This window comes from [Clostridium] celerecrescens 18A (assembly GCF_002797975.1).
Classification (GTDB): Bacteria; Bacillota; Clostridia; order Lachnospirales; family Lachnospiraceae; genus Lacrimispora; species Lacrimispora celerecrescens.
Map to the genome: position 1 here is coordinate 3552464 of NZ_PGET01000001.1, position 26164 is coordinate 3578627.

General features: G+C 45.2%; 18 protein-coding genes. 4 read left to right on the forward strand and 14 right to left on the reverse strand.

Annotated elements, in window-relative coordinates; translation table 11 throughout:
* Positions 1 to 10: 10 nt before the first annotated feature.
* The 13 genes from H171_RS16220 to rpoB form a co-directional block, all read right to left on the reverse strand.
* Positions 11 to 730 carry a Crp/Fnr family transcriptional regulator gene (locus tag H171_RS16220; RefSeq protein WP_025231309.1) on the reverse strand — a complete coding sequence of 240 codons (720 nt, stop codon included), beginning with the start codon at positions 728 to 730 and terminating at the stop codon, positions 11 to 13.
* An 86-nt stretch (positions 731 to 816) separates the two neighbouring features.
* Positions 817 to 1734, reverse strand: a complete 918-nt coding sequence (locus H171_RS16225) for an ABC transporter permease (RefSeq protein ID WP_092240481.1) — start codon at positions 1732 to 1734, stop codon at positions 817 to 819.
* Positions 1727 to 2851, reverse strand: coding sequence for an ABC transporter permease (locus H171_RS16230; RefSeq protein WP_100306068.1), 1125 nt, complete (start codon positions 2849 to 2851; stop codon positions 1727 to 1729). The genes H171_RS16225 and H171_RS16230 overlap by 8 nt, the downstream gene beginning before the upstream one ends.
* A complete protein-coding gene (locus H171_RS16235; protein WP_100306069.1) occupies positions 2844 to 4379 on the reverse strand; it encodes an ABC transporter ATP-binding protein in 1536 nt (511 codons plus the stop codon). Before H171_RS16235 ends, H171_RS16230 begins: the two co-directional genes overlap by 8 nt.
* 71 nt (positions 4380 to 4450) lie before the next feature.
* On the reverse strand, positions 4451 to 5506 hold the full coding sequence (locus tag H171_RS16240) for a BMP family ABC transporter substrate-binding protein (protein WP_330404255.1): 1056 nt from the start codon (positions 5504 to 5506) through the stop codon (positions 4451 to 4453).
* Between the two features lie 24 nt (positions 5507 to 5530).
* Positions 5531 to 6394, reverse strand: a complete 864-nt coding sequence (locus H171_RS16245) for a YjjW family glycine radical enzyme activase (protein ID WP_242976974.1) — start codon at positions 6392 to 6394, stop codon at positions 5531 to 5533.
* Positions 6391 to 7887, reverse strand: a complete 1497-nt coding sequence (locus H171_RS16250) for a YjjI family glycine radical enzyme (RefSeq protein ID WP_100306070.1) — start codon at positions 7885 to 7887, stop codon at positions 6391 to 6393. The genes H171_RS16245 and H171_RS16250 overlap by 4 nt, the downstream gene beginning before the upstream one ends.
* A gap of 636 nt (positions 7888 to 8523) precedes the next feature.
* Positions 8524 to 9717 carry an elongation factor Tu gene (gene tuf / locus H171_RS16255; RefSeq protein WP_100306071.1) on the reverse strand — a complete coding sequence of 398 codons (1194 nt, stop codon included), beginning with the start codon at positions 9715 to 9717 and terminating at the stop codon, positions 8524 to 8526.
* Positions 9718 to 9870: 153 nt separating this feature from the next.
* Complete coding sequence (fusA, locus tag H171_RS16260; RefSeq protein ID WP_100306072.1) at positions 9871 to 11991, reverse strand: elongation factor G; 2121 nt, start codon at positions 11989 to 11991, stop codon at positions 9871 to 9873.
* A 15-nt stretch (positions 11992 to 12006) separates the two neighbouring features.
* On the reverse strand, positions 12007 to 12477 hold the full coding sequence (rpsG, locus tag H171_RS16265; protein WP_013274355.1) for a 30S ribosomal protein S7: 471 nt from the start codon (positions 12475 to 12477) through the stop codon (positions 12007 to 12009).
* A 179-nt stretch (positions 12478 to 12656) separates the two neighbouring features.
* Positions 12657 to 13076 carry a 30S ribosomal protein S12 gene (gene rpsL / locus H171_RS16270; RefSeq protein WP_100306073.1) on the reverse strand — a complete coding sequence of 140 codons (420 nt, stop codon included), beginning with the start codon at positions 13074 to 13076 and terminating at the stop codon, positions 12657 to 12659.
* A gap of 264 nt (positions 13077 to 13340) precedes the next feature.
* Complete coding sequence (gene rpoC / locus H171_RS16275) at positions 13341 to 17003, reverse strand: DNA-directed RNA polymerase subunit beta' (RefSeq protein WP_100306074.1); 3663 nt, start codon at positions 17001 to 17003, stop codon at positions 13341 to 13343.
* Positions 17004 to 17021: 18 nt separating this feature from the next.
* On the reverse strand, positions 17022 to 20900 hold the full coding sequence (gene rpoB, locus H171_RS16280; protein ID WP_186802633.1) for a DNA-directed RNA polymerase subunit beta: 3879 nt from the start codon (positions 20898 to 20900) through the stop codon (positions 17022 to 17024).
* 263 nt (positions 20901 to 21163) lie between these two features.
* Here rpoB and H171_RS16285 point away from each other — a divergent pair, with 263 nt between their 5' ends.
* The 3 genes from H171_RS16285 (at position 21164) to H171_RS16295 (ending at position 23197) form a co-directional block, all read left to right on the forward strand.
* On the forward strand, positions 21164 to 21559 hold the full coding sequence (locus tag H171_RS16285; protein ID WP_089995628.1) for a hypothetical protein: 396 nt from the start codon (positions 21164 to 21166) through the stop codon (positions 21557 to 21559).
* 560 nt (positions 21560 to 22119) lie between these two features.
* Positions 22120 to 22740 (forward strand): superoxide dismutase, encoded by a 621-nt coding sequence (locus tag H171_RS16290; RefSeq protein WP_100306076.1) that lies wholly within the window; start codon positions 22120 to 22122, stop codon positions 22738 to 22740.
* Between the two features lie 16 nt (positions 22741 to 22756).
* Positions 22757 to 23197: a Dps family protein gene (locus H171_RS16295; protein ID WP_100306077.1), complete on the forward strand. Its 441-nt coding sequence runs from the start codon at positions 22757 to 22759 to the stop codon at positions 23195 to 23197.
* A 169-nt stretch (positions 23198 to 23366) separates the two neighbouring features.
* On the opposite strand, the gene H171_RS16300 is transcribed toward H171_RS16295, so the two are convergent.
* The gene (locus H171_RS16300; RefSeq protein ID WP_100306078.1) at positions 23367 to 25067 is read right to left on the reverse strand and encodes a cell wall-binding protein; all 1701 of its coding nucleotides are present in this window, start codon (positions 25065 to 25067) and stop codon (positions 23367 to 23369) included.
* A gap of 229 nt (positions 25068 to 25296) precedes the next feature.
* Between H171_RS16300 and H171_RS16305 the strand changes: the two genes are divergently transcribed.
* The gene (locus tag H171_RS16305) at positions 25297 to 26160 is read left to right on the forward strand and encodes a tyrosine-type recombinase/integrase (RefSeq protein ID WP_025231292.1); all 864 of its coding nucleotides are present in this window, start codon (positions 25297 to 25299) and stop codon (positions 26158 to 26160) included.
* Positions 26161 to 26164 lie beyond the last annotated feature (4 nt).

Consider the following 26164-nt stretch of genomic DNA (forward strand, 5'->3'; position numbering starts at 1 on the left):
CCACCCTTCTCTATATCTCATTCTCATCAATTTTTTCTGCAACCACCGCCTTAATCCGCCGGTACTGCTCTTCATCGATAATAATGGTCCTTCCTTCCCGGGAAATATACCCTTTCTCCTCCATCTGGCTGACGCACCGGTTCACGGTCTTTATGCAAAGACCGGTACTGTTTGATAAATCTTTTCTTGCAAGCTGTATGCGGCAGGTCCCTCGGTGGGATGATTTCCGGTAAATCTCCATAAAGAGCAGGAATAGTCTGTCGCTTCCCTGTAAAAATAAAAACAGACGTTCCTTCCTTACCTGCTCTAAAAGATAGACGCCCATGGCCTTTACCTGTTCTAAAACCGCATGGATATCTGAAAGCATCCAGCGGCTGAACTGGTCCTTGGATACACAGAGAAACCGGCAGTCCGTTTCTGTCACCAGAGTCGTCCGGTACAGCTCAAAGCCCATGAGAAATTCCATGGCTCCAAACACCTCCACCGGATAGAATCTGGTATAGTCGTAGGCGATTTCCTGAACCCGGTAATCCGTAGCCTTTACAACACCTTCCACCAGAATATAAATGGTATCCACGGTTTCATTTTCATGAATAAAGGTGGTGCCCTTTTTCAGGTTTACTATCTTAAAGGCTTCCAGGAGCCATTTAGGCGCATTGGCCAGATAATTATTTAAATATTCCCGCGGCTCACTGTGAAGTTCATTGATTAAAGACATAGCATCGTTCACGATCTTGCTCCTTTACGTTTCTTTCTCTTTGATTTCATCATATCATATTTATGATCCGCCGGGAATCATTACTTGCCTCTAAGCTCTTACCTTGCATCCTTTTCGTATGGCTGCCCGCTTGCTTTCGGTGCAGAGGATTTCCCCACAAACAGGATCAGGATCACGATAGTAATGAGATACGGAAGCATTGCCAGAATGGACGAAGGAACCGCAAATCTTCCCCCTCCCAGAGTGACGGTAAGGGCCTGGGCTGCTCCGAATAACAGGCAGGCACCATAAGCCCCGTGAGGAGTCCATTTTCCAAAAATCACGGCTGCCAGTGCAATAAATCCCTGTCCGCTGATCGCGGTAGGCGTAAATTGAGGGATGATGGCCAGGGTCATGGACGCACCGCCCAGTCCGGCTAAAATGCCCGAAACCAGCACACAGATATACCTGATTTTATAAACGTTGAGTCCCATGGTATCCGCTGCTGCCGGATGCTCTCCAACTGCCCGGATATGAAGCCCCCACTTTGTTTTATATAGAAAGAACCAGATAAAAACAGCCAGTACAAACGCGATGACAACGGTCACATCCACATTTAAATTCTGAAACGCCTTTGAGTTTAAGCTCCCAAACACCTTTGGAATCTTATGAGGCACCGGGAGCGACATGGTGGCACCGTCAAAAAGCAGGCGGCAGACAAACAGAGCCACACCAGGTCCGATCAAATTGATGGCAATACCGGATATCGTCTGGTCCGCCTTACATGTAATCGACGCAAAGGCATGGAGAAGAGCAATAACACCTCCTGCCAGACCGGCTGCAAAAAATCCTACCCAGGCACTTCCTGAATAATAACCCACAGTAGCCCCTGTAACTGCTCCGATGGTCATCATTCCTTCAATACCGATATTGGTAACGCCGGACCGCTCCGACACCACTCCCCCCAATGCTGCAAATACCAAAGGGGTGGAATACATAAGTGTAATGCCTACGAATAGCATCAGACTGTTAAGCATGTTTCTTACCTCCCTTCGAAAAACGGTCCACCAGCGGCGGAATGATACGGGTCAGCGCCACGAAAAAAACGATGACACCAATGACGATGTTGATAATTTCTGACGGAGCACCCACTTCGTACTGCAAAGACTGGCCGCCATATATTAAACCTCCAAACAGCAGCCCTGCAAAAATACAGCCGATTGGTGAACTGGCCGCGATCAGACAAACGGATAATCCGTTAAAGCCCGTGTTTTCAAAGGCTGCCAATGTGGCAATGCCATGAGGAGAATTTCCGGTGATATAAAGAGATGCAGCCAGCCCGCAGATCGCGCCGGATATAAGCATGGAGTGCAGGATGTTTCTGTTTACATAGATTCCAGAAAATTCCGCTGCGCTCTTATTAAAGCCTACCGCTCTCAGTTCAAATCCCTTAGCTGTTTTATATAGAAGGAACCAGATAAACACAGCCAGAATGACTGCAATAATGATTCCAACGTTTACATCTGTTTTCAAAACGGTGCTGCGAAGAAATTCGTTCTGTGCAAGGGCCGCTTTTCCCGCCTCTGTTGTCTTGTAATTTCCCAGAATCATCGTATAACCGGAACGGTTGATCGGGTACGTTCCAATGGTATCCGGCTTATGGAACCGGTTTAAGGAGCATACATAATTAGAGAAATAAAGCGCAATCCAGTTAAGCATGATACTGGTAAGAACCTCATGAATGCCAAACTTCGCCTTTAAGAAACCTGCAATCCCTCCATACACTGCCCCGGCTGCCACACCAGCAAGGACAACGAGAGGAATCTGGATCACCGGAGGAAAATCAAACAGAATGCCGACCACGGTAGATGCCACACATCCCATAATAAACTGTCCTTCGGCTCCGATGTTAAAAAGTCCGGTCTTAAACGCAAATGCAACGCCGATTCCCGTGAGAATGATAGGCGTACTTTTGATGATAACATTGGAAATGTGTTTCGGACTGGAAAAGACTCCGTCAAACAAGACGGCTAGTGAATGAACCGGCGGATACCCCGCCGCCGCTAGTATAATCCCCGCTACGATAAAACCAAAGAAAACAGCGATCAATGTCATTGTTAATGGTTTTTTTAATATCTTTATCGCTTTATCCATGATTCTTTCCTCCTGCCATTAATAGACCAATCGTATTTTCATCTACGGTTCCCTGCTGAAACGTATCTTGAATTTTTCCGTCGTAAATAACCGCTATGGTATCGGAAACATTCATAACCTCGTCCAGTTCAAAAGAGATCAAGAGCACCGCTTTTCCTTTATCCCTTTCACGGATCAGGGTCTTATGCACAGTTTCAATGGCTCCTACGTCAAGTCCTCTGGTCGGCTGTACCGCAATCAGTATATCCGGATTCATGGCGACTTCACGTCCGATGATAACCTTCTGCTGATTTCCGCCTGAAAGCTCCCCTACCCTTCTGGAACCGCAGTCATCCGGCCGGACATCATACGCCTTGATGAGGGTTTGGGTAAACTCTTCCATTTTCTTTTTATTTAAGATTCCTTTTCTGGAAAATGGTTCTTTGCGGCAGCGTTCCAATACCGCGTTCTCATTTACAGTGAAGTCAAGGACAAGGCCCCTTTTCTGCCGGTCCTCAGGAATGATGCTGACGCCGCTGTCTATGACCGTCCTTGGATTTGTGTTGATGATAGGTTTCCCACAAACCGTAATGCTTCCCCTTTCTGCCGGAACCAGGCTGCTGATCGCTTCCACCAGCTCCTTCTGCCCGTTTCCGTCAATACCGGCGATTCCCACGATTTCTCCCTTACGGACCTTTAAGTTTAAACCCTTTACTGCATCAAGCTTTCTCTCATTTTTCACAACAAGGTCTTTGATTTCTAATACCGTTTCTCCCGGCTTTGCCGAAGTCTTATCCACCACCAGCTTTACTTCATGGCCCACCATCAGCGCAGCCAGCTCTTGTCCGGAAACCTTCTCTACCGGAACCGTATCAATGTATTCGCCGCGGCGGATGATGGTACAGGTATCGGAAGATGCTTTAATTTCCTTTAATTTATGAGTGATGATGATAATCGCCTTTCCGTCATCTACCAGATTGTGCATGATGGAGAGAAGATCTTCAATTTCCTGAGGGGTCAAAACGGCGGTAGGCTCATCAAGGATTAATAGTTCCGCTCCCCGGTACAACGCTTTTAATATTTCAACCCTCTGCTGCATACCAACGGAAATATCACAGATTCTGGCATCCGGGTCTACTTCCAGCCCGTATTTTTCCACGATATCTAATATCTGTTTCCTGGCCTTCTTCATATCTACAATACCTGCGCGGGAGGTAGTCTCATTTCCTAAAATAATATTCTGTGTGACCGTGAAATCCTCCACCAGCATAAAATGCTGATGAACCATGCCGATGCCGTTTGCTATGGCCACATTAGGATTTTTTATGTCCACCTTTTTCCCATTGATAAAGATTTCTCCCTCATCGGCCTGATACAATCCGTACAGTACATTCATCAGCGTCGACTTCCCCGCACCGTTTTCACCCAGAAGAGAATGAATGCTGCCCTTCTTAACATCCAGACTCATATCCTTCAAAGCGTAAAATGCCCCGAACCTTTTTGTGATTCCGTGCATCTGGACCGCATAATCGCTGTTTCCCGTGACCATGTCAATGCTTTCTCCTTTCGGTTTTACACCGCAGGCTCTTTCGATCCCTGCGGTGTAAAATTTTTTCTCTTCTATTTAGCGATGAACGCTTCATATTCCTCTTTTGTGGTCGGCGGTGTCAGTTCACCGTTCTTAATTTTATCCTGCACCTTTAAGGTATCCTCATAAACACCTTCCGGCATGTTGCCATGCTCCTCAGGGATTCCCACACAGTCTTCCTGTAAGCCAAAGGTAAGGGTTTTACCACCAATCTCCTGGCCGTTCATTGCTTCTTCTGATACTTCCTGTACTGCTTTACCAACTAATTTAAGAGCAGATGTCAACACGTTTTCCGGTGCCAGATACGCCTGGTCCCTGTCTACACCGATTACCCACTTGTCCGCTTCTTTTGCTGCCTCAATAACACCGGTTCCTGTACCGCCAGCTGCGTGGTAGATCACGTCACATCCATCAGAATACATTCTTGCAGCAATGGCTTTTCCCTTGGCTGCATCACTAAAGCTTTCTGCGTACTGCACAGAAATATCAATATCTTTCCCAAGCTCTTTTGCCGCATACTTTACGCCGGCTTCATAGCCGTACTGGAACTGGTCGATTAAGCCTGAGGAGATTCCGCCTACAAAACCTACTTTTCCGGTCTGTGTGGTACGTCCAGCCACATATCCAACCAGGAAGGATGGCTCCTGGGCACGGAACATAACTCCAGTCACATTGGAAGGGGTATCCTCATAAGCATTGTCAATGATCGCATACTGGATATCAGGATTGCTTCCGGCTGCCTCCAGCACTGCATCGGCACAGGCGTAACCTACGCCCCATAACAGATTGGCGCCGCTGTCTCCCAGCCTCTCTAAATTCGTTACGAAATCTGATGCCTGCTTTGACTCGATGTAGTTAACCTCTGCACCGGTCTTGTTCTTTAACTCAGTAAGGCCTTCCCATGCGGACTGGTTAAAGGACTGGTCATTGATTCCGCCTGTATCCGTTATCATTGCAACGGAAAAGCTGCTCTTTCCTCCGGAAGTCTCCTCCTGGGCTTTTGTAGTCTCCGCATTTCCGCCTCCGCAAGCCGTAAGTGACAGCACCATAGCCGCTGTTAAACCAAATACAATACCTTTTCTCATCATAACCTGATTCCTCCATTTTTCATTCTATACGATTTGTATTTCTTTAAACCCACATTGAACCGCCAGTTCCTTTAATTTCTCCATCTGGTCCTGTGTAGGGCTTTTACGATGTTCCATTTCGCTTCTTACCCCATGATTGCGGAATGTAATAAGCTTTAACTTAAAATCCTCCAGATAAGGGGTTACTTCGGCGGCCACGCCTCTGATGACCTCCTCCATATCCACATCTTTGTCTTCTGCCAGACCGGAAGAAGATTCCCCATCCAGACACACGAGCCTTACCTCATATAATTTACCTGACTGGGCCAGATAGTTCAGATTCTTTTTAACAATACGATTATCTCCGCCTGTCAGCCGGTGAAACACCTTAGAGTCCCACGCTTTTACATCCAGCATGACTTTATCCGTCACAGCCATGAGCTCCGGATGCTTTGTAAGATCCACGCAGCCATTGCTGTCCAGAAAACAGGATAATCCGGCATTTCCTGCAAGCGTGAACAATTCTGTGAGAAATTCCGGATACAGGCTGCATTCGCCGCCGGATACCGTGATCCCCTGGATAAACGGTATATTCTTTGAAATCTTTTCCCATACGTCCACAGCCTCTATATACAGCACCTTGGGAGATGCGTAATTGGGACAGACCAATATGCAATGATCACACTGGGTACAGACCGCCTCATCCCATATTACATGTTTCCCTGATAGGGATAAAGCTCTTGCCGGACACTGGCTGACACAAACGCCGCAGCCATTGCACAGCCTCTGTGTCTCCGGGTTATGGCAGTAAGCACAGGCGATATTGCAGCCCTGGACAAACACCGCAGTCCGGCAGCCCGGCCCGTCTACTACGCTTAAGGGGATCATTTTGTTGATCGCGGCTCTCACTGCAGCCCCCTTACCTTCCGGTTCTCAAGATGGGCATTGCGGTAATTGTCACCGCCCAGATGCACCGTATTCTGGAGTACAGCTTCGCCTTCATAATACTTTTCCATCTCACTCCGTTTGACCAGATAGCCCGTGATCCGGACCAGATCGCTGTCAGAAGCATAGAAGCTTATATATTTGTCTCCCAGAGAAAACGCTCCCTTTACAATATCCAGCATGGCAGCCGGATTGTTTCTACCTGTGGGATCAAAGGAGAAGATATCTGCGCAGCCAGTTGGGAAAAACTTGTGGAATCTGGCACTATGACGAAGGTGGTCATACATGAGCTCCGGCTCCATCCCTACCGGGATCCTCACACCTGAGGTAATGCCGTGGTCCGAATCAATGCCGACCTGGGCATGAAGGGCAAAATGGTTGTCAAAAACCTCTGAATATAAGGCATTTGCAGTACCTGCATAATCCGCAATCACCTGCATGATCTGCTCTGCCAAGTCATCTGCTTCTGCATCGTGACCATATGTTTTCTCCGGATCTCCCATCAGCATGTTGGTGCATTCCGCCAACCCAACAACTCCGAACATAGCAAGGAACTTTTCCCTGGAAATAAAGCCTTCCTTAGAGAGGAAAGAGGTCTCAAAGAAATTGGATTCTTCTACAAGGAAACGGATCCTTTCATTCATATAGTCTCCCATACAGGAAAGGCAATCAGGCAATAGTTCTGTTAAAAACTGTTCTCTGTCCACTGCTTCCGCAGCAAGCCTGGGAAGGACGATCCTCGACAAAGTGTAGGAGCCTCCGCCAATGGGAAGGATATTATAACAACTTGATATTCCGTAATCACCGTAAGTTTTTTTGTGCATCTTGTGATTGCAGATCGCCGGGTTTGCACAGTACAGGGAGGTGTAAAGAGCAAGCTCTGCATAAGAATCAGGCGTAATGTCCTTATCATATTTCATTGTTAAATTGGGAACTGCATTTTGAAGCTCTTTTTCAACTTTTAAAATCAGGCGGCCCGCTCTTGTCTCTTCCGGCCCCAAATTAGCATGGCAGAAGCCATCGGTTATGGTCCGGTCCAAATAAACAAGGAAAAGCTTCAGCTTTTTTTCCGCTTCGTCATCCGTCACCCCTTCAAGAAACGGCTCTATCAGCTTATCAATATTACCAAGATAAACCGGATAGCTGGTGATAGAGGGAACGTGGCGGTACAGGATTGTCAAAAACTGCAATACTTCGTCCAGGTCTTTAGGCACCTCAAGCTGTAAAAATTCACAGCCATTTTTTACTGCTTTTTCATAGTCCGGCATCACATATCTGGGACGGTAAGGAGCGTGTCCTTCATCCAGATCGCAGATTGCACCGGTTTCCATGTAATGACGGGTTTTCTCCGGTATGGAGAGCACCTCCAGACTATTTTCCGCCGAATGAGCCAGGGCTACGACTTTCTGCTCATAAGTCAGGTTCTTTGATGTTACAATGTCCAAAATTTTATTCATCCATCCTACCTCTTTCATTTCAAGTCTTATCCAACACAAAAAGGACTTATATCTCTGTTACCCCTGAAATATTCACATTATAGCAATTACTTTTCACTATCTAAAGGACTTATGTCCCTTTTCAAGCAAATATAATACGATTTGTACATTAGTAACATTTTTACATGTAGAATTTTAGTAAAATATACAACAAATATCGTGTGAATTTGTGCATCCTGCGAAAATATATTTCCACAGTTAATAGCTTTAATTGTTTTATAGTTTCATCTTGACTGCAAAAAAGAAGATAATTATCACATTCTTAAACACAAAAAGGAGCGCCTTCGTCCTGGTAAGATAAGGCGCTACTTTAAACAGTAAATTATTGGCCAGTAACTGGAATTTACCCGGCTTCCGGCTCTCTTGTTAAGTAAATTATTCTAATTGAATATACGTATGTCTAATATAAAAAAAGCCCCGGCTGCATAATATTTGTTTCATAACTTCAGCGTAGCCTTATCAGCCTATATAGAGTTTAATAATTAAATGAAGTTGTCCAAAAGTTCGATTCATTAACATAATACCATTTTAGTACCGCAAGACAAAAAGAAAAAGCCGAACCCCTTATAATCAAAGGGCTCGGCTCTCAATTTTTAATTATTCAACGATAGTAGCAACTCTACCTGAACCTACTGTACGGCCGCCTTCACGGATAGCGAAACGAAGACCCTGCTCCATAGCTACCGGATGAATCAGCTCTACAGACATTTCTACGTTATCTCCAGGCATACACATCTCTGTACCAGCTGGTAAATCGCAAACGCCGGTAACGTCAGTTGTTCTGAAGTAGAACTGAGGTCTATAGTTGTTGAAGAAAGGAGTATGACGTCCACCTTCATCTTTTGTTAAAACGTAAACCTGAGCGGTAAACTTCTTGTGGCACTTTACAGAACCTGGCTTAACCAGACACTGACCTCTTTCGATTTCAGTTCTCTGAACACCACGAAGTAATGCACCGATGTTATCACCAGCCTGAGCTTCGTCAAGCAGCTTACGGAACATCTCGATACCGGTTACAACAACCTTACGAGTCTCTTCGTGGATACCAACGATTTCAACTTCATCAGATACGTGTAAGGTACCACGCTCTACTCTACCAGTAGCAACGGTACCACGGCCTGTGATGGAGAAAACGTCCTCAACTGGCATTAAGAATGGCTTGTCTGTTTCACGTACAGGATCTGGAATCCACTCATCTACTGCCTTCATTAATTCAAGAACCTTGTCGCCCCAAGAGCTGGTAGGATCTTCAAGAGCCTTTAAAGCAGAACCCTGGATGATTGGTGTATCATCGCCTGGGAATTCATACTCGTTTAACAGCTCACGGATTTCCATATCTACTAATTCAAGTAATTCTTCATCGTCAACCATATCGCACTTGTTCATGAATACAACGATGTAAGGAACGCCTACCTGACGGGAAAGCAGGATGTGCTCTCTGGTCTGAGCCATAACACCATCGGTAGCAGCTACAACTAAGATAGCGCCGTCCATCTGAGCAGCACCAGTGATCATGTTCTTAACGTAGTCAGCATGTCCTGGGCAGTCAACGTGTGCATAGTGTCTCTTCTCTGTCTCATACTCAACGTGAGAAGTAGAAATTGTGATACCACGCTCTCTCTCTTCTGGAGCCTTATCGATATTCTCGAAAGCTACTGCCTGTCCAGTACCTAATCTTTCATGAAGAGTCTTTGTGATAGCAGCAGTTAAAGTAGTTTTGCCGTGGTCAACGTGACCAATAGTACCGATGTTACAATGGGTTTTGTTTCTTTCAAACTTAGCTTTAGCCATTTTATAACGTCCTCCTTAATTTATGCTCTTTTTGAGCTTAATTTTTATGTTAGGCTGTTTTTTATTATATGCTATTTGTGCACTATTTTCAAGCCTATTTGATGGATTCCAGGCAGTCAAAGACGCCTGAAACCCAGTGGAACCTGTTAGGAATTATTTGCCCTTTTTCTCTGCAAGAACTTTTTCCTGAACACTCTTCGGAACCTGCTCATATTTCTCAAAGAACATAGAGTAGTTACCGCGTCCCTGTGTTTTGGAACGTAAATCTGTAGAATAACCAAACATCTCTGCTAACGGAACGTATGCTTTTACCATCTTTCCGCCGCCGATGTCTTCCATACCTTCGATACGGCCACGACGGGAGTTGATATCACCGATAACATCGCCCATATAATCCTCCGGCATGGTTACTTCTACTTTCATGATCGGCTCAAGAAGAATGGCGCCGCCCTTATTCATAGCATCCTTAAACGCCATGGAACCAGCGATGTGGAATGCCATTTCACTGGAGTCTACCTCATGGTAGGAACCGTCGTATACGTTTGCCTTAACACCCAGTACCGGGAATCCGCCCAGAATACCGGACTTAGTAGCTTCCTCGATACCTTGGCCAACTGCCGGAATGTATTCCTTCGGAATTGCACCGCCGACAACGGAAGACTCGAATTTAAAGGTCTCTTCGCCGTTAGGATCCATCGGCTCAAAGCGAACCTTACAGTGTCCGTACTGACCGCGTCCACCAGACTGTTTCGCATACTTGCTGTCAACTTCAACCAATTTTGTAAATGTCTCTTTATAAGCAACCTGAGGAGCACCTACATTGGCTTCTACGTTGAACTCGCGAAGCAGACGGTCTACGATGATCTCCAGATGAAGCTCTCCCATACCGGAAATAATAACCTGGCCAGTTTCCTGGTTGGTCTTTGCACGGAAGGTAGGATCTTCTTCTGCAAGCTTAGCTAAAGCTTCGCCCATCTTGCCCTGACCAGCTTTGGTCTTTGGCTCGATAGCGATATCGATAACCGGCTCTGGGAATTCCATGGATTCCAGAATTACCGGATGCTGATCATCACAGATTGTATCACCGGTTGTTGTTACTTTAAAACCAACAGCAGCAGCGATATCACCGGAATATACTTTATCCAGCTCAGATCTCTTGTTGGCATGCATCTGAAGGATACGTCCAACACGCTCTTTTTTGCCCTTGGTTGCATTCAGCACGTAGGAACCGGAATTCATAATACCGGAATATACGCGGAAGAATGCCAGCTTTCCAACGAACGGGTCTGTCATGATCTTAAATGCCAGAGCGGAAAATGGCTCTTCATCAGAAGAATGACGCTCGATTTCATTGCCGTCCATATCAACACCCTTAATAGAAGGAATGTCAGTAGGAGCAGGCATATATTCAAGAACTGCATCAAGGAGCTTCTGAACACCCTTGTTTCTATATGCGCTTCCGCAGCATACAGGAATGGCCGTGCAATTGCAGGTTGCAGTTCTTAATGCTTTCTTTAATTCATCTACGGAAGGCTCTTCCCCTTCCAGGTACATCATCATTAAGTCATCATCTAACTCGCAGATTTTTTCAACTAATTCGGCACGGTAAAGCTCTGCATCATCCTGCAGATCCTCTGGGATATCAATGACGGAAACATCATCGCCCTTGTCACCGTTGAAGATATAAGCCTTCATTTCGAACAAATCGATGATTCCCTTGAATTCATCTTCTGCACCGATAGGCAGCTGAATGCAGATTGCATTCTTGCCCAGACGGGTTTTGATCTGTTCAACAGCGCCGTAAAAATTTGCACCCATGATATCCATCTTGTTAATGAATGCCATACGGGGTACGTTGTAGGTATCAGCCTGACGCCATACGTTCTCGGACTGTGGTTCAACACCGCCCTTTGCACAGAATACGCCTACAGCGCCATCCAGTACACGTAAGGAACGCTCAACCTCTACTGTAAAGTCAACGTGTCCTGGAGTATCAATGATGTTGATACGATACTCAGGAGCGCCCGGCTTCACCTGGCAATTTTCATGCATGGTCCAGTGGCAGGTTGTAGCAGCTGAAGTAATTGTGATACCTCTTTCCTGCTCCTGCTCCATCCAGTCCATGGTGGCAGTACCTTCATGAGTATCACCGATTTTGTAGTTTACACCAGTATAATAGAGGATACGCTCGGTCAATGTGGTTTTACCTGCATCGATGTGGGCCATAATACCAATATTTCTGGTTCTTTCCAATGGATATTCTCTTCCAGCCAAAGCTTTTTCCTCCTATTAGAATCTGTAGTGAGAGAATGCCTTGTTTGCCTCAGCCATCTTGTGCATATCTTCTTTCTTCTTTACAGCAGCACCGGTGTTGTTGGCAGCATCCATTATCTCATTAGCAAGTCTTTCTTCCTGAGTCTTTTCGCCTCTCTTACGAGAGAACAGAGTAATCCATCTTAAGGCTAAAGTCTGTCTTCTCTCCGGTCTTACTTCGATCGGCACCTGATAGGTAGCTCCGCCGATACGTTTTGCCTTTACTTCAAGTACAGGCATAATGTTGTTCATCGCCTCTTCGAATACTTCAACGGCTGGTTTGCCGGTCTTTTCTTCTACACGGGTAAATGCACCGTATACGATCTTCTGAGCAACACCCTTTTTACCATCATACATGATGTTGTTGATCAGCTTTGTAACAACTTTGTTATTGTAAAGCGGATCCACTAATACGTCTCTTTTTTGTGTATGTCCTTTACGTGGCACGTTACTTCCCTCCTTAATATGGCCGTTCAGCCTTTACCGACTAATCGGCTATTCATTAGATCCTAGGTACTCACAAACATTCAAGTTGCGTTCGCGCTCGGTTTCTATAATATATAACCCTGCAACCTACAGGTTCAATATCTAAAGTCCGGCACTAGAAATTCAAATGTGTGGTCTAATTATTTTTTCTCTTTCGGTCTCTTTGCACCATATTTGGAACGAGCCTGTCTTCTGTTAGCTACTCCTGCGGTATCAAGTGTACCTCTAACGATATGGTATCTGGTACCTGGTAAGTCTTTTACTCTACCGCCACGGATTAAAACAACGCTATGCTCCTGAAGGTTATGACCTTCACCTGGGATGTAACTTGTTACTTCGATACCATTAGAAAGACGTACTCTGGCGATCTTTCTAAGAGCCGAGTTAGGCTTTTTAGGTGTAGCAGTTTTTACTGCCGTGCAGACTCCCCTCTTCTGTGGAGCAGAAATATCAGTTGATCTCTTCTGTAAAGAGTTGTAACCCTTCTGCAGAGCTGGTGCCTGAGATTTCTTTGCGCTTGTCTGTCTACCCTTTCTTACTAACTGGTTAAATGTTGGCATTCCATTCACCTCCTGTGATATTGTCTGTGGTTGCTGTTATCTTCAGCTTAATTTACGCACAAAAACATGACGCGTTAATGCACGCCTAATTATTATATACATTTTGTATTTTTCTGTCAAGGATTTTTTTGAAATATGCACATCCAGCGAATAAAAAAAGCAAAATGTCATAAAAACAAGAACATTCAATGGTTGAAACCCGGAGCTGGAATTTTTTTAGGAATTCCAGCTCCGGGTTTTGCAATTTAAGGATTATCTCATTGCTTATTCAACGATCTCGTTCTCATCAATATCCAGAACCTCTTCCGCCTCATTGAATTCATCTTCTGACAGCAGGATTTCATCCTCTCCCTCTGACAGCTTGATCTCATCCTCTCCCTCGAAAGCAGAATCTGTATTCAGTCCGATGGTGCGGTAACGCTTCATACCGGTACCTGCCGGAATCGGCTTACCGATGATTACGTTCTCCTTCAGACCAATTAAGTGATCGACTTTGCCGTTAATTGCGGCTTCTGTCAGAACCTTTGTGGTCTCCTGGAAGGAAGCAGCAGATAAGAAGGAATCAGTCGCCAGAGATGCTTTTGTAATACCAAGCATAACCTGTTTTCCTTCTGCCGGATTCTTTCCTTCTGCAAGAAGAGATTCATTTAAGTCATTGTAATCCAGAACATCCATAGAGGTTCCCGGAAGCACATCACTGTCTCCGCTCTCCTCAATTTTTATCTTCTTAAGCATCTGTCTTACGATCATCTCAACGTGCTTATCATTGATCTCAACACCCTGTAAGCGGTATACACGCTGTACTTCCTGGATCATATAATCCTGGACAGCGCGGACGCCTTTGATCTTTAAGATATCGTGTGGGTTCACACTACCTTCCGTCAGCTCATCGCCGGCCTCGAGCACCTGGCCATCCTGAACCTTGATTCTGGATCCGTAAGGGATCAGATAGGTCTTGGAATTGCCTGTTTCGTTCTCCGTAACAATGATCTCCCGCTTTTTCTTAGTATCCTTAATGGCCACTACGCCGCCGAATTCTGCAATGATTGCAAGACCCTTAGGCTTACGAGCCTCAAAAAGCTCCTCGACACGGGGAAGACCCTGTGTGATATCGCCACCGGCAACACCGCCGGTATGGAAGGTACGCATGGTCAGCTGGGTTCCTGGCTCACCGATAGACTGGGCAGCGATGATACCGACTGCTTCGCCTACCTGAACCGGCTGTCCGGTTGCCATGTTGGCACCGTAACATTTTGCGCAGACACCCAGATGGGATTTACAGGTTAATACGGTACGGATCTTTACGGAATCACGGCCAAGCTTCTTTAACACGTTCATAACCGCAGCTGCACGCTTCGGTGTACACATGTGGTTCGCCTTCACGATCACTTCTCCGGTATCCGGATCTGTAATGGTTTCCGCAATGAACCGTCCTGTGAGACGCTCCTGTAAGCCCTCAATGGTTTCCTGACCATCTGTAAATGCTTTGATTTCCATAAACGGAATATCTTTGCCTTCGCAGCAGTCGATCTCACGGATAATCATATCCTGGGAAACGTCTACAAGACGTCTGGTCAAGTAACCGGAGTCAGCCGTACGGAGAGCCGTATCGGAAAGTCCTTTACGTGCACCGTGAGCGGAGATAAAGTACTCCAGTACGTCAAGACCTTCACGGAAATTGGACTTGATAGGAAGTTCAATGGTGTGACCTGTGGTATCTGCCATAAGTCCACGCATACCTGCAAGCTGTTTGATCTGTTTATCAGAACCACGGGCTCCGGAGTCGGCCATCATATAGATGTTATTGTATTTATCAAGTCCGGTCAGCAGGTCATGTGTCAACTGGTCGTCAGTCACTTTCCATGTGTCAATTACTTCTTTATAACGTTCTTCCTCCGTAATAAGCCCGCGTCGGAAGTTCTTTGCAATCTGGTCAACCGTTGCCTGTGCATCAGCAATCAGCTTCGGTTTGCTCTCCGGCACTGTCATGTCGGAAATGGATACGGTCATAGCGGCTCTGGTAGAGTACTTATAACCAATCGCCTTGATGTCATCCAGGGTTTCTGCAGTCTGAACTGCTCCATGAACGTTAATAACCTTTTCAAGGATCTGCTTTAACTGCTTCTTGCCTACATGGAAGTCAACTTCCATCAAAAGCTCGTTGCCTGGAACAGAGCGGTCAACAAATCCAAGATCCTGAGGAACGATCTCATTGAAGATGAAACGGCCTACAGTTGATTCAACGGCTCCGGTCTTTATGGTACCATCTGCCATTTTCTTGCTCACTCTGGCTTTAATTCTGGAATGAAGAGTAACAGCCTGGTTTTCGTAAGCGAGTATGGCTTCATTCACGCTCTTAAATACCATTCCTTCGCCCTTTGCTCCTGGTCTTTCCTGGGTCAGGTAGTAAATACCCAGAACCATATCCTGAGAAGGAACTGCCACAGGACCGCCGTCTGACGGCTTCAATAAGTTGTTAGGCGATAACAGGAGGAAACGGCATTCTGCCTGGGCCTCTACGGAAAGAGGCAGATGGACTGCCATCTGGTCTCCGTCAAAGTCGGCGTTGAATGCGGTACAAACCAGGGGGTGAAGCTTAATAGCTTTACCTTCTACCAGAATCGGCTCAAATGCCTGGATACCAAGTCTGTGAAGGGTAGGCGCACGGTTTAACATAACCGGATGTTCCTTGATAACATCTTCCAGGACATCCCAAACCTCTGTCTGAAGACGCTCTACCATCTTTTTTGCATTCTTTATATTATGAGCGGTTCCGTTGGAAACCAGCTCCTTCATAACAAAAGGCTTAAACAGTTCGATGGCCATTTCTTTTGGCAGACCGCATTGGTATATCTTAAGCTCCGGTCCAACTACGATAACAGAACGACCGGAATAGTCAACACGCTTTCCTAAAAGATTCTGACGGAAACGGCCCTGTTTACCCTTTAACATATCGGAAAGAGACTTTAAGGCACGGTTTCCCGGTCCGGTTACCGGCCTTCCCCTTCTGCCGTTGTCAATAAGGGCATCCACCGCTTCCTGAAGCATACGCTTTTCGTTGCGGACAATGATGTCCGGGGCTCCCAGCTCCAGTAGACGGGCAAGACGATTGTTACGGTTTATGATTCTTCTGTATAAATCATTTAAGTCGGAGGTGGCAAAACGGCCGCCATCAAGCTGCACCATAGGACGGATATCCGGCGGAATTACCGGAACCACTGTCATGATCATCCACTCCGGCAAGTTGCCGGAATTGCGGAATGCTTCCACAACCTCCAGCCTCTTGATAATTCTTGCACGCTTCTGTCCGGTCGCTTCCTTTAACCCTTTCTTTAACTCCTCAGAGTCCTTTTCAAGGTCAATGGACCGCAGCAGCTCCAGAATGGCTTCCGCTCCCATTCCTACGCGGAAGGCGCCGTAGCCGTATTTTTCTATTTCTTCCCGGTATTCTTTTTCCGATAAGACCTGCTTATACTGCAGTCCCGTATTGCCGGCATCAAGAACCACATAAGATGCAAAATACAGCACCTTTTCCAGGGTTCTTGGGGAAATGTCCAGGATCAGACCCATACGGCTGGGGATTCCCTTAAAATACCAGATATGGGAAACAGGAGCCGCAAGCTGTATATGGCCCATGCGCTCTCTGCGGACACTGGCCTTGGTAACTTCAACGCCGCATCGGTCACAGATAACGCCTTTGTACCGGATTTTCTTATATTTACCACAATGGCATTCCCAGTCCTTGCTGGGTCCGAAGATCCGTTCACAGAACAAACCGTCTTTTTCCGGCTTTAAGGTTCTGTAGTTGATTGTCTCAGGCTTTTTCACCTCACCATGGGACCATTCCAGAATCTTCTCCGGAGATGCCAAACCGATCTTTATGGCATCAAATGTCATTGGGTGGTAAGTTTCATTGTTTTCAGGCATGAGCGGTTCTCCCTTCAATTATTCTTCGTCTGAATCTTCAAATTCTGCGTCATCGAACTCCTCTAAAGAATCGTCGATACCGTCTGCTTCTGTATCCTCATATTCCTCTTCTTCCACGCTTACCAGTTCTGCATCCTTAAATTCCTGCTTCTGGTAACCGAAGTTGCCAAAGGACTCTTCATCCCGGTAACGTCTGTCGCCCTCAATGATAGACCTTAAATCTGTTTCTTCATAGTCGGTGCTTTCCGCAATCTGAACCTCTGTATTGTCATCACGCAGCACTCTTACATCCAGTGCCAGTGACTGAAGCTCTTTTAGCAATACCTTGAAGGATTCCGGAATTCCCGGTTCAGGAATATTATCACCCTTAATGATGGCCTCATAGGTCTTTACACGGCCTACCACGTCATCGGATTTCACGGTCATGATCTCCTGCAGCGTGTAGGAAGCGCCATAAGCCTCCAGGGCCCAAACCTCCATCTCTCCGAAACGCTGGCCGCCGAACTGGGCTTTACCGCCGAGAGGCTGCTGGGTAACCAGAGAGTAAGGACCTGTGGAACGGGCATGGATCTTATCGTCAACCAGATGGTGAAGCTTCAGATAATGCATGTGGCCGATAGTAACCGCGCTGTCAAAGAACTCGCCGGTACGTCCGTCACGAAGGCGGACCTTACCGTCACGGTTAATCGGAACACCCTTCCACAATTCCTTGTGTTCCAGGTGATCACCCAGATACCGGATAACCTCAGGCTTTAAGGTATCTTCATACTTATCCTGGAAATCCTCCCAATCCATGTTTACGTAGTCGTTGGCCACATCCAGGGTATCCATAATGTCAATCTCGTTTGCACCGTCAAATACCGGAGTGGATACATTAAATCCAAGCGCCCTTGCTGCAAGGCTTAAGTGGATCTCAAGCACCTGTCCGATGTTCATACGTGATGGCACGCCCAGAGGGTTTAATACGATATCCAACGGACGGCCATTGGGAAGGAACGGCATATCTTCTACAGGAAGTACGCGGGAAACAACACCCTTGTTACCGTGGCGGCCGGCCATCTTATCACCAACAGAGATTTTTCTCTTCTGGGCAATGTAAATGCGGACGGTCTGGTTTACACCTGGGGAAAGTTCATCACCGTTTTCTCTTGTAAATACTTTTGCATCTACGATAATACCGTAAGCACCGTGCGGTACCTTTAAGGAAGTATCGCGGACTTCTCTTGCCTTCTCACCAAAGATGGCACGTAACAGACGTTCCTCTGCGGTCAGCTCGGTCTCACCCTTAGGAGTTACCTTACCTACCAGAATATCACCGGCACGAACTTCCGCACCGATTCTTATGATTCCTCTCTCATCAAGATCCTTTAAGGCATCCTCGCCAACTCCGGGAACATCTCTTGTGATCTCTTCCGGCCCTAACTTGGTGTCACGGGCTTCGGCCTCATATTCCTCAATATGAACAGAGGTATAAACATCTTCCTGTACCAGCTTCTCACTTAAGAGAACCGCATCCTCGTAGTTGTAGCCCTCCCAGGTCATGAAGCCGATCAGAGGGTTCTTACCAAGAGCGATCTCGCCGTTCTGAGTGGATGGGCCGTCTGCAATAACTTCTCCCTTTTCCACATGGTTGCCCTTATATACAATTGGCTTCTGGTTATAACAGTTAGACTGGTTGCTTCTTTTAAATTTAGTCAGGCGGTAAACATCTTTTCCGCCGTCGGAATCTCTCTTAATGATGATTTCATTGGAAGCGGAACGTTCCACAACACCGGTATTTCTGGCAACTACACAAACACCGGAGTCTACCGCTGCTTTGGATTCCATACCGGTTCCTACGACTGGGGTCTCTGTTGTGAGCAGAGGCACGGCCTGGCGCTGCATGTTTGATCCCATGAGGGCACGGTTTGCATCGTCGTTTTCAAGGAAAGGAATCATGGCAGTTGCAACGGAAAATACCATCTTCGGAGAAACGTCCATAAGATCAATGTTTTTCCTCTGGAATTCGGAAGTTTCTTCACGGAAACGTCCGGAAATATTCTTATGAACGAAATGGCCGTCATCATCAAGCGGCTCATTCGCCTGTGCAACCACAAAATTGTCTTCTTCGTCAGCAGTCAGGTAAACAACCTCATCAGTAACTACCGGATTCTGGGCATTGGTCTTATCCACTACGCGGTAAGGAGCCTCTACAAATCCGTACTGGTTTACCCTTGCATAAGTAGCGAGGGAGTTGATCAGACCGATGTTAGGACCTTCCGGGGTCTCAATCGGGCACATACGTCCATAATGGGTATAGTGAACGTCTCGAACCTCAAATCCTGCTCGGTCTCTGGAAAGACCGCCAGGTCCCAATGCGGATAAACGTCTCTTATGGGTCAGCTCTGCCAGCGGGTTGTTCTGATCCATGAACTGTGACAGCTGGGAACTTCCAAAGAATTCCTTTACTGCTGCTGTGACAGGCTTAATGTTAATCAATGACTGAGGCGTAATGCCATCCATATCCTGTGTTGTCATTCGTTCCCTGACCACACGCTCCATTCTGGAAAGACCGATGCGGTACTGGTTCTGTAAAAGCTCACCAACGGCACGGATTCTACGATTTCCTAAATGGTCAATATCATCAGCCATTCCCACTTCTTCTTCCAGGTGCATATTGTAATTGATGGAAGCTAAAATATCTTCCTTCGTGATATGCTTAGGAATCAGTTCATTTATATTTCTGTGAAGGGCTTTTTTAAGGGCCTCTTCATCCTCGCTTCCAGCTTCTGCCAGAATTTTTTCAAGAGCAGGATAGAATACTAACTCTGTAATACCCGCTTCCTTCGGATCAAAGTTTACAAAAGAAGCCAGATCAACCATTAAGTTGGAAAGGACCTTTTGCTTACGCTCCACTCCCTCCAGCCATACGAAAGGAACAGCCGCATTCTGAATATCGTTTGCAAGCTGCTTGTCTACTGTGCTTCCAGCCTCTGCTAAAATTTCACCGGTTGTGGTGTCAACCACATCCTCTGCAAGGACATGGCCTGCAATACGGTTTTTAAAATGAAGCTTTTTATTGAATTTATATCTTCCGACCTTTGCGAGATCGTATCTTCTGGGGTCAAAGAACATACTATTTAACAAACTTTCAGCACTATCAACAGATAAAGGTTCACCTGGGCGGATCTTCTTATATAACTCCAATAAGCCATCCTGGTAGTTATCGGACGTATCCTTACCAAAGCTGGCTAATAATTTTGGTTCTTCACCGAACAGTTCAATAATTTCCGCGTTGGTGCCAAAGCCCAGGGCACGGATCAGCACGGTAACCGGAACCTTTCTGGTTCTGTCCACACGAACGTAGAAAATGTCGTTGGAGTCTGTTTCATACTCCAGCCATGCACCCCTGTTTGGGATCACCGTACAGGCATATAGCTCTTTCCCTACCTTGTCATGTTCTATACCATAATATATACCTGGGGAACGTACCAACTGGCTAACAATAACTCGCTCGGCACCGTTGATCACAAAGGAACCGGTATCTGTCATAAGCGGAAGATCACCCATGAAGATCTCATGTTCATTAATCTCATCTTTATCTTTATTGCAAAGCCTTACCTTTACCTTTAAAGGAGCCGCATAAGTTGCATCTCTTTCCTTGCATTCTTCTATTGTGTACTTGATGTCATCCTTACATAATGTAAAGTTGACAAACTCAAGACTTAAGTGTCCTGCAAAGTCTGCAATCGGAGAGATGTCTTCAAAGACTTCCTTTAATCCTTCATCAAGGAACCACTGATAGGAATTCTTTTGAATCTCAATCAGGTTTGGCATCTCAAGCACTTCTTTTTGTCTTGAGAAGCTCATTCTCAGGCTCTTACCGGCTGGGACCGGACGCATTCTGCTTTTCTCCATTGACGTTTCACCCCTGTTTTCTTTCTAATCGTTTCTGTTTTTGGGCATAAATATGCCGTTAAGGCACACAAATCCACAATAGTGCACATTCCATAATAACATGGCATTGTCAAGGTGTCAAGCATTTTTTACTTGTAATCTTCAATAAAATGTGTTATACTATTGCAGATAGGCCCAATTTACAAAATGAACTATTGGAGGTATTCCCGGTGAGCACATTTTTAAACGTATTATTAGTGATTCTTTTTATCGCAGCCGTGGCCATGGCAGTCCTTTATTTTCTCGGAAGAAAGCTGGAAAAGCGCCAGGTGGAACAGCAGCAGGCACTGGAAGCTGCGGCACAGTCCGTATCCATGCTGGTAATCGATAAAAAGAAAATGAAGCTAAAAGATGCAGGGCTTCCTAAGATCGTGTATGAACAAACCCCATGGTATATGCGCCGCACAAAGCTGCCCATTGTAAAAGCAAAGGTTGGCCCAAAGGTCATGACACTGATCGCTGACGCCAAGGTATTCGAAGTGCTTCCGGTCAAAACAGAAGCTAAGGTTGTGGTAAGCGGTATCTACATAACCGAGATCAAGAGCCTTCGGGGCAAAGCGGTTCCACCGGCACCGAAAAAGAAAAAATTCTTGGACAGGTTTAAAAAGAGCGGAAAGTAAGATATCTGGTTCCTGTATTAGTCAATACATTAATACTCGTTTTTTAGAAAGTGATCTGTATCATAAAAAGATCTGTGCAGAATGCCGGAGCACGACTAAAGTCGTACTCCGGCATTTTTTGTTGAAAAATGGTAATTCTTCAGCCATAAAGCAGTATCTGGCCGGTTCTGGTCAATTCTTCGCGGAAAATGGAATCATGAAAATAATCTGGCCTGCTTCCTATATATTAGGAAGGAATACGAATCGTTTTACGGTATTCAAAGGCAGATATTATTACTCCTATTTGAAAATTTTTATCAATAATGGCTTGTTTTTAATATAAAAATATAGATCGCAATTATCTTTTCATTTAGTTTAAATCTTATATTATTCTCAATCTTAAAGCATTTTCTTTGCAAATATTACTATTATGATTGATTTCAATTTAATTTTAAAAAACCTATTGACAAAACTGCAGGCATAAGATACAATCAAGCTACAAGGTAGTTAGTTAACACTAACCTCCTCATAAGAGAAACTTTTCCATATGTAACATAATTAGAAACGAAAGGAGAACTATTATGTTTAATCAAATACAATTACCTTACGCATATGACGCTTTAGAACCCCACATTGACGCTCTCACAATGGAGACACATTATTCCAAGCATCACGCAGCATATACTAAAAATTTAAATGACGCGGCCCAAAAGGCCGGTGTCGAAGACAAAGAAATTACCGCTCTCCTGTCCTCCCTTGACAACATTTCCGACGAGGCTCTCAGAAAGGCCATACGAAACAACGGCGGTGGCTTTTACAATCATAACCTGTATTTTTCCACTATGAGCCCTAACGGCGGAGGGCAGCCAGTTGGCCTCCTTAAGGATGCACTGGAAAAGACTTTTGGCAGTTTTTCCGACTTTCAGAATCAGTTAAGCGGCCTGGCTGCCGGACAGTTCGGATCCGGCTGGGGCTGGCTGTCGGCAAACCGGGATGGCAAGCTGGTCCTTTCCGCCAGTGCCAATCAGGATAACCCACTCATGGAAGGCGGAGGATTTGTTCCAATTCTTGGCATAGACGTATGGGAACACGCCTACTACTTAAAATATAAGAATCTCAGAGCTGACTATATTAAAGCATTTTTCAATGTAATTGACTGGAAGGCTGTTGCTTCCAACTATGAAAACATGATAAACAGTTAAGAAAAGGAGGATTGTAATGAGCAAGAATTTATTTGAGAAACTTAATGAGTATCTGGCCAATCAGCAGGTCATGTATATGAAACTTCATAACCTTCACTGGTATGTAAAAGGCCGCAGCTTCTTCACACTCCATGCAAAGCTAGAAGAGCTGTATGACCAGACCGCCCAGATCATGGATGATGTGGCGGAGCGGCTGCTGGCTTTGGGCGGTTCACCAGTAGCCAGCTTAAAGAAAGCACTGGCCCTCTCTTCCGTAAAAGAGCTGGAGGACGTTCCTATCTCCTCAGATGAAACCATTAAAAACCTGATTTCGGATGTAGAATACTGGATCCGGGATACAAAGGAAATCGTCAAGCTGGCCGATGACGATAATGATGGCGCAACCGCAGATCAATTTAATGGATATCTGGCCGAATACCAGAAGCTTCTGTGGATGTTGAAGTCATATATCAGCTAAAAAATCCCTATAAATCTGAAAATGCCGCTTCCTGACGAAATCACTGTCAGGATGCGGCATTTTTATATGAAATTCCTCATAAAAACGGGGCCGCTGCCCCAGATTGATCTCTCAACAATGGTACAGCGGCCCCAGAAAAGCAACTGAAATTACTTCATTCAATGATAAATTAATCCTCTACAAATACAGCTGTGATTTCTTTGTTGCTTTCTACTTTGTAGCAACGATCATCGCCGTCTTTTGCTTTGCTCTTGCTCTTCTGAACACTACCAGAGGTATTAACCAGTCTATATGTTACAGTCTTATTGCCTTCTGTCTTATCTCCAGCCTTAACCTCATAGTACTCGGAATATCCCTTTTTGCTTACTTTCTCATATTCCACTTCATCTAAGAACTTCTCTGTTGTCAGAAGTTTGAGTTCTTTATATTCTCCATCTTCTGTCGTAGCCTTAACTACAGAATACTTGTCGTCCTTATCAGCCTTTAACAGCATGCCTCCAAGGTAATATTTGTCACTATCAACACCAAATTTACCCTGTCCCTTGGAGCTTCCGGACTTATTGAATAAGAACTGGAAGGAATCTCCGTCAATGCTGACATTCTGCTTGCCGGTCTTCATAGCACCGTCATCTCCGCCGCCAAAGTAGTACATTCTGTATTCTGCATCCGTATACAAACCAGATACATTATCTTTGAATTCATCTTCTGTATCAAAGTTGTAATTCGCCAAGTCGTCATCACCTGCAACATCAGCAATGTCAGTTGTACTGGTGCCAACAAACTTAATAGCAACCAGGCCATCCTTCATGACGCCATAGGAATCAAACGCATATTTCTTGCCATTAATGGTCTTGATTTCAGATGCAACTAATTTACCATCCTTATCAGAATAGTACCAGTTAGTTTCATCATCATCATAATCATCCTTATTCAGATAAGAATCAGGTACAACCTGGAACCAGCCCTTGGTTACTCTGGCGCCATCTTCAGGGCTTCCATAATATCTGAATCCTCTGGTGTATTTAGCACCTCCCTGAGAGTCAGTAGCAGTGCTGTCTGTTGCTTTCGCCTCGGTAGGTGTAGCTTCCCAGTTAACCCATTCAGCATTCATACGGCCATGCTCATCAAAGCTGTATTTCTTACCATTAATGGTCTTACCTTTTTCGTCGGTCATCTTTTTACCATTGGTCTTGAAATAGAAATAACGGGTCTGATCTTCATCATCAAACAAGTTGTCGCTGGAAACACCAGGATCTACAGCGCTGTCGTAGCTATTATCCACGATATCCAGATACGCCCACTCGCCAACTCTCTGAGCACCATCATTTTCATCGCCGCAATAGTAAATACCATCACGCCATTTGTCATCACCAGTTACTCTTTCTCCGCTGTCGTCAATCCAGCCATACAGCATCTTGCCTTCATCATCAAAGACATATTTCTTTCCGTTGACTGTCTTGAAAGAAGCGCTGTTTCCGTTACTGGAGCTCTTAAAAGCTTTACCGTTTGATCCGAAGTAGTACCAGTGATTCATTGGTTCTTCATCGTCATCATCGCCGCCGTCATAATCGTCATTTTCTACGGAAACCCACTGATTGGTTACCATTGCACCGTTCTCATCTACATAGTAGTAGTTGTCACTGTATTCAACAACAACATCGGTAGCCATCTCGCCGTCTTCGTTTAAGTAGAACCAGTTATCTCCTGATTTTTCCCACTTCTCAGTTTCTAAGTCTCCGCTCTTGTCATAGTACACCCATGTTCCATTCTCTTCCTGCCAGCCGGTTGCTGCGAAAGAGGACATAGAAGCACCTAAAGCCAGCAGCGCTGCTGTAGATAATACAGCAACTAATTTGGTCTGCTTTCTCATAATTAATGCACTCTCCTTTTTTTCTTTTTGAAATATTTTTCGAAATTCCCAATTGCATTACGAGGTAATTATACTTCTAATATTGGAAATTATCGTAAGCAACAGGCCAATTACACGTGTTTTTTCAATATTTATTACAGTTTTTTCGAATTTTTCTTGATTATTTTTCGAAACACCTATATACTTATGCTAAACTGTTTTTGCATCAACCTACAAGGAGAATAAAGACATGGTAAAAGAATACGCAGTAACTAGTTCAGAAGCTGAAAACAAAAGTGTCGTCGAGCAAAGCCTTGATGATTTTCGTGACTACCTGGAGTTCAACAACATGTCCTCCAATACCGTTCACGTATATTTATTTGCAGTAAAACAATTTCTTGGGTTATATCATGTGATCAGCCATGATAATCTCATGCTTTATAAATGTTACCTTATGGAGCATTACAAACCCCAGACCGTCAACTTAAGAATCAGGGCTCTTAATTGTTACACAGAATCTTTACAGCTCTCTTCATCGAAAATGCTGATGATCCGGGTTCAGCAGAAAACATTTCTGGAAAACGTTATCAGTCAGGCAGATTACGAGTACTTAAAAAAATGTCTGATACGTTCCGGAAACATGCTGTATTATTTTGTCATACGTTTTATGGCAGCTACAGGCGTCCGGGTCAGCGAGCTGGTTCAGATTAAAGTAGAGCACGTAAAACGCGGTTATATGGATATTTACTCGAAGGACAATAAAATAAGAAGAATCTACATACCCAAAAGTCTCCGGGACGATGCTTTAAAATGGCTGCGCCAGATTGACCGTGTAAGCGGATACGTATTCTTAAACCGTTATGGAGATCCGATCACGCCTGCCGGAATCCGTGGCCAGCTGAAAAAGTTTACCGTCCTCTATGATTTGGATCCCAAAGTGGTTTATCCCCATTCCTTCCGCCACCGCTTTGCCAAGAATTTCATTGAATGCTGCGGGGACATTTCCATGCTTTCGGATATTTTAGGACATGAAAGCATCGAAACCACAAGGATCTATCTTCACCGGAGCAGTACGGAACAAAAGCAAATTGTCAATCAAATTGTGAATTGGTAGGATA